The sequence below is a fragment of the Lonsdalea quercina subsp. quercina genome (assembly GCF_000688655.1).
Classification (GTDB): domain Bacteria; phylum Pseudomonadota; class Gammaproteobacteria; order Enterobacterales; family Enterobacteriaceae; genus Lonsdalea; species Lonsdalea quercina.
In genome coordinates, this window is record NZ_JIBO01000003.1 from 154,372 (window position 1) to 160,371 (window position 6,000).

The 6,000-nt window shown below is 56.4% G+C and carries 2 protein-coding genes; one reads left to right on the top strand and one right to left on the bottom strand.

The features are described 5' to 3' along the window. Window positions 1-9 precede the first annotated feature (9 nt). Entirely contained in the window at window positions 10-1,362 is a 1,353-nt protein-coding gene (locus RZ35_RS02915; RefSeq protein WP_026741951.1) for a TolC family outer membrane protein, read from the bottom strand. A 371-nt stretch (window positions 1,363-1,733) separates the two neighbouring features. Here RZ35_RS02915 and RZ35_RS02920 point away from each other — a divergent pair. After that, window positions 1,734-6,000: beta strand repeat-containing protein (locus RZ35_RS02920; protein WP_026741952.1), on the top strand; the 4,267-nt coding region annotated here is incomplete at its 3' end.

Consider the following 6,000-nt stretch of genomic DNA (forward strand, 5'->3'; position numbering starts at 1 on the left):
ACTAAAACATTATTGTAAGTCAGGCAAATCTACCTGCGTATTGACAGCGCTCAGGCTTTGACCTGCGGATGGCGCAGGAATAGACAGGCTGTTCAATAGGTCGCCCATGCGGGCTTTCAGTCGATATTCGCTATACAGAGACAGGAAGCGAATTTCCACCATTCGGCGCTGTGCCGTAAAGCGTTCGTTCTCACTGTCCAGCACGTCCAACAGGGTGCGTTCGCCCAGACTAAACTGCTTCTGGTAGGCGTCGCGCACGCGGCGGCTGCGTTCTGCATATTCTTGCGCGATAGGTAGCTGCTGGCGCGCATTATTCATCGCAGACCAGGAAAGACGCAACTCTTCGTTTAACTGACGGAGCGTATTGTTACGCACATCTTCCGCTTCCTTGACCTGGAAAGCTTTCGATTCCAGGGTCGCTTTGGTGCTGCCGCCCTCATACAGGTTATAGCGCATGCGTAGCATTGCCTGCCATTCGTTGTACTTACCACGCGTACCGTCGATATTTTCGTTTAACGTACGGGCAAGCTCAACGTTAAATTTAGGATAGAATCCTGATTTTTGCGCTTCATATTGTTTCCGGGTGGCTTCGATGTCCGATTCAGCAGACTTCAGAATCGGGCTATTTGCGACCATCACGCGTTTGGCATCGACCAACGTGGCGGGAACGTTCAACGACTCGTTGCTCGGGATCTGCAACCCCACCGGTTCTTTACCAACGACGCTGAAATAGTTGCTTTCCGCATCGGTCAGGTTGGTTTGTTCGGTCAGCACGTTGTTACGCGCTTGCGCAACACGTGCTTCTGCTTGCTCCAGGTCAGCCAGACGACCGACGCCCTGATCGGAACGCAGTTTGATTTGATCGTAAATGCGCTGGTTAGTACTTAGGTTCTCTTCAGCCAGACGCAGAAATTCATGACGCTGTAAGACGTCAAGATAGGCCTGGACCGCATCGAGCGCGCGAGCCTCGCTGGTATTCAGCATTTTGTAGGCTCTGGAATTGACGGTCGCTTTTTGCTGCGCAACGGTATTCGACGTCTCGAAACCATCAAAGACCCTCTGACTAAGGTTGATTGATGTTTCTCTACGCGTAAGAATGTCGTTGTTGCTGTTCTGCGCTCGGGTGGAAGGTGTGTCGAGGTTCTCTTTACCGATGCCGGCATTGAGAGAAATACTCGGAAGATAGCCCCCTTGGGCGGCACGCACATTTCTCTCCGCTGAATAGCGGCTGTTACTTGCCGCACTTATTTCTGGGTGAGTATTTAGCGTGTTTTCAATTGCATCCTTTAAAGTATCAGCAAATGAAATAGGGGAAACCGTGATTAATAAAAGTAAAGAAACAAATGGATTTTTACGCTTCATATAACGCTTTTTCCTGAATGCCATTAATAATGAGTTATTTCTTTTTCAATAATGACCTAAGGAAACAACACCCCGGTAAAAAAAGATAGCTGTCAATCCATTAGTCGCTTATCGAAAAAACTGGCGCATTACCGCAAATTCTTTGCTCTAATCGAGTAAAAATTTTGGTAAGAATGTTCCAAATTTTTTATTATATTAGGGGCTGAGTCAAGTCATTGACGTCAGCTAAATACTTTCAGGTGCAATAATAAAGTAATAACAAGAGATTGAAATCATCCTTTAAAGCCTGAGTTATGGAAAGGCTTTACATATAAATTTAATCGGTTTTTTCATTCGGTGGATTCCATCGGAAATATTGAGGAGATGCCATTGTGAGTAGCGTTATCGGTACCATCAAATTCGTCATTGGACAAGTATTTGTCATAGCGCAGGATGGTACTCAACGTCAGGTATCTGCTGGCGACCATATCTATCGCGGCGAGCAAGTGGCCACAGGCAATGCTGGCGCCGTTTCCATTTCACTGCCGGATGGACGGACTCTGGACTTGGGACGAGATAGCCAGTGGAGCGAGTCCCAGAGCATGGGGACGACAACAGAGCATCGTGCGTCAGAGTCACAGGATGTCGCTAGCGTTCAGGAGGCCATCGAGAAAGGTCTGGACCCGACGCAGTCACTGGAGGCAACCGCCGCCGGCGGCAATACCAGTACTGACATTGGTGAAGCCGGCGATGGCGGCGGTCACCGTGAAAACGTCGTATTGGACCTGACGGGCAACGTGGTGGATCCCACTTCTGGTTATGAGACCGGAACGCTGACTTCTGCATCAGATGTTTCTTCCGAAGACACTTCCGGCGGCACTCGTAGTTCAGCTGTGTCGACTGATACTTCTTCTGAAGCGGCTTCTGCCGATACTACGGCTCCGTCGCTTGTCATCTCCTTCGCTGAAGATGGAAAGGTCGAGTTCAAATTTTCGGAAACGCCGAATGGTTTTGACCTCACGGACATCGCAGTTGATCACGGCTCCATTACGAGCCTGACACAGGACCCTAATGATCCTACGCATTGGGTTGCGATTTTGACGCCGGATAGCGATTACGAAGGTTCGGTATCTGTTACTGTGCCTGACGGCAGCTATACGGATGACGCAGGCAACGCCGGTCAGGGCGCGGAAGGTACCGTGTCCGTTGATACCCTAGCGCCGGAAGCGACCATCACCATTGATCCGATTACTGCTGACGATCGCATCAACCTGGCCGAATCCGGCGAGACGCAAACTATTACAGGGCGTGTCGGTGGTGAGGTTAAGATCGGCGACACCGTGACGGTGACCATTGGTGGCAACACTTACAAAACCTCCGTTGTTGATGATGACGATGGCAACAACGTCTGGAGTGTGGATGTTGCGGGCAGCACGCTGGCCGATAACTCACAGATCCATGCGGAGGTCACCACCACCGATGACGCGGGCAATGCCACCACGGCATCGGTCGATCGCGGCTATACGGTGGACCTCGCCGCGCCGGAAGCCTCCATCACTATCGACGATGTGACCGGTGACAACACTGTCAATATCGCGGAAGCGGGACAGCCGCAGGCCATCACCGGTCGCGTCGGTAATGACGTGCAGGTGGGCGATACGGTCACCGTGACCATCGGCGATCAGGCTTACCAGACCACGGTGACCGCCTCCGATAGCGGCAACGTGTGGAGCGTCAGCGTGCCGGGCGATGTACTGGCCGGTAATTCGCAGATCCATGCCGAAGTCACTACCACCGATGCGGCGGGTAACCCAACGACTGCCACGGCCGACCACGGTTATTCCGTTGATACGGCGGCGCCGGAAGCGAGCATCACTATCGATGACGTGACGGCAGATAACACCGTCAATATCGCCGAAGCGGGTCAGAGCCAGAATGTGACCGGTCGCGTCGGCAACGACGTGCAGGTGGGCGATACGGTCACCGTGACCATCGGCGATCAGTCGTACCAGACCACCGTGACGGCCTCCGATAACGGCAACGTATGGAGCGTGAGCGTGCCGGGCGAGGTGCTGGCCGGTAATAATGAAATTCATGCCGAAGTCACCACCACCGATGCGGCGGGTAACCCAACGACTGCCACGGCCGACCACGGTTATTCCGTTGATACGGCGGCACCGGAAGCGAGCATCACTATCGATGACGTGACGGCAGATAACACCGTCAATATCGCCGAAGCGGGTCAGAGCCAGAATGTGACTGGCCGCGTCGGCAACGACGTGCAGGTGGGCGATACGGTCACCGTGACCATCGGCGATCAGGCTTACCAGACCACCGTGACAGCGTCTGATAGCGGCAACGTGTGGAGTGTCAGCGTACCGGGCGAGGTACTGGCCGGTAATAATGAAATTCATGCTGAAGTCACCACCACGGATGCAGCCGGTAACCCGACCACGGCATCTGCCGATCATGGCTACGCGGTCGATACGGCGGCGCCGGAAGCATCGATCACTATCGATAACGTCACCGGTGATAACACCGTCAATATCGCCGAATCGGGTCAGAACCAGAACGTGACTGGCCGCGTCGGCAACGACGTGCAGGTGGGCGATACGGTGACCGTGACCATCGGCGATCAGGCTTACCAGACCACCGTGACGGCCTCCGATAACGGCAATGTGTGGAGTGTCAGCGTGCCGGGCGAGGTGCTGGCCGGTAACAGCCAGATCCACGCGGAAGTGACCACTACCGATGATGCAGGCAACGCCACGACTGCCGGTGCTGACCACAGCTACGCGGTCGATACCGCCGCGCCGGAAGCGTCCATTACCATCGACGATGTGACGGCAGACAACACGGTGAACATTGCCGAAGCGGGTCAGAACCAGAATGTGACCGGTCGCGTCGGCAATGACGTGCAGGTCGGCGACACGGTGACCGTGACCATCGGCGATCAGGCTTACCAGACTACGGTGACCGCGTCGGATAACGGCAACGTGTGGAGCGTCAGCGTNCCGGGCGAGGTGCTGGCCGGTAACAATGACATTCATGCTGAAGTCACCACCACGGATGCGGCCGGTAACCCGACCACTGCCACGGCAGACCACGGTTACTCCGTTGATACCGTCGCGCCGGAAGCGTCGATCACTATCGATAACGTCACCGGTGACAACACCGTCAATATCGCCGAAGCCGGACAGCCGCAGGCCATCACCGGCCGCGTCGGCAACGACGTGCAGGTGGGCGACACGGTGACCGTGACCATCGGCGATCAGGCTTACCAGACTACCGTCACCGCCTCCGATAGCGGCAACGTGTGGAGCGTCAGCGTGCCGGGCGAGGTGCTGGCCGGTAACAGCCAGATCCACGCGGAAGTGACCACTACCGATGGNGCAGGCAACGCCACTACCGCCGGTGCTGACCACAGCTACGCGGTAGATACCGCCGCGCCGGAAGCGTCCATCACCATCGACGATGTGACCGCTGACAACACGGTGAACATTGCCGAAGCAGGTCAGAGCCAGAATGTGACTGGCCGCGTCGGCAACGACGTGCAGGTCGGCGATACGGTCACCGTGACCATCGGCGAGCAGGCATACCAGACTNCGGTGACCGCCTCCGATAGCGGCAACGTATGGAGCGTCTCTGTACCGGGCGAGGTATTGGCCGGTAACAGCCAGATCCACGCGGAAGTGACCACTACCGATAGTGCTGGCAACGCCACGACTGCCGGTGCTGACCACAGCTACGCGGTAGATACCGCCGCGCCGGAAGCGTCCATCACTATCGATAACGTCACCGGTGACAACACGGTGAATATCGCTGAAGCCGGTCAGCCGCAGGCTATCACCGGCCGCGTTGGCAACGACGTGCAGGTCGGCGATACGGTGACCGTGACCATTGGCGATCAGGCATACCAGACTACCGTCACCGCGTCGGACAACGGCAACGTGTGGAGCGTGAGCGTGCCGGGCGACGTGCTGGCCGGTAATTCGCAGATCCATGCCGAAGTCACTACCACCGATGCGGCGGGTAACCCAACGACTGCCACGGCCGACCACGGTTATTCCGTTGATACGGCGGCACCGGAAGCGAGCATCACTATCGATAACGTCACCGGTGATAACACGGTGAATATCGCCGAAGCCGGTCAGAATCAGAATGTGACTGGCCGCGTCGGCAACGACGTGCAGGTGGGCGATACGGTCACCGTGACCATCGGCGATCAGGATTACCAGACCACCGTGACGGCCTCCGATAACGGCAATGTGTGGAGTGTCAGCGTGCCGGGCGACGTGCTGGCCGGTAACAGCCAGATCCACGCGGAAGTGACCACTACCGACGGTGCAGGCAACGCCACGACTGCCGGTGCTGACCACAGCTACGCGGTCGATACCGCCGCGCCGGAAGCTTCGATCACCATCGACGATGTGACGGCCGACAACACCGTCAATATCTCGGAAGCGGGTCAGAGCCAGAACGTGACCGGTCGCGTCGGCAACGACGTGCAGGTGGGTGATACGGTGACCGTGACTATCGGCGATCAGGCTTACCAGACTACGGTGACCGCCTCCGATAGCGGCAACGTGTGGAGCGTCTCTGTACCGGGCGAGGTGCTGGCCGGTAACAGCCAGATCCACGCGGAAGTGACCACTACCG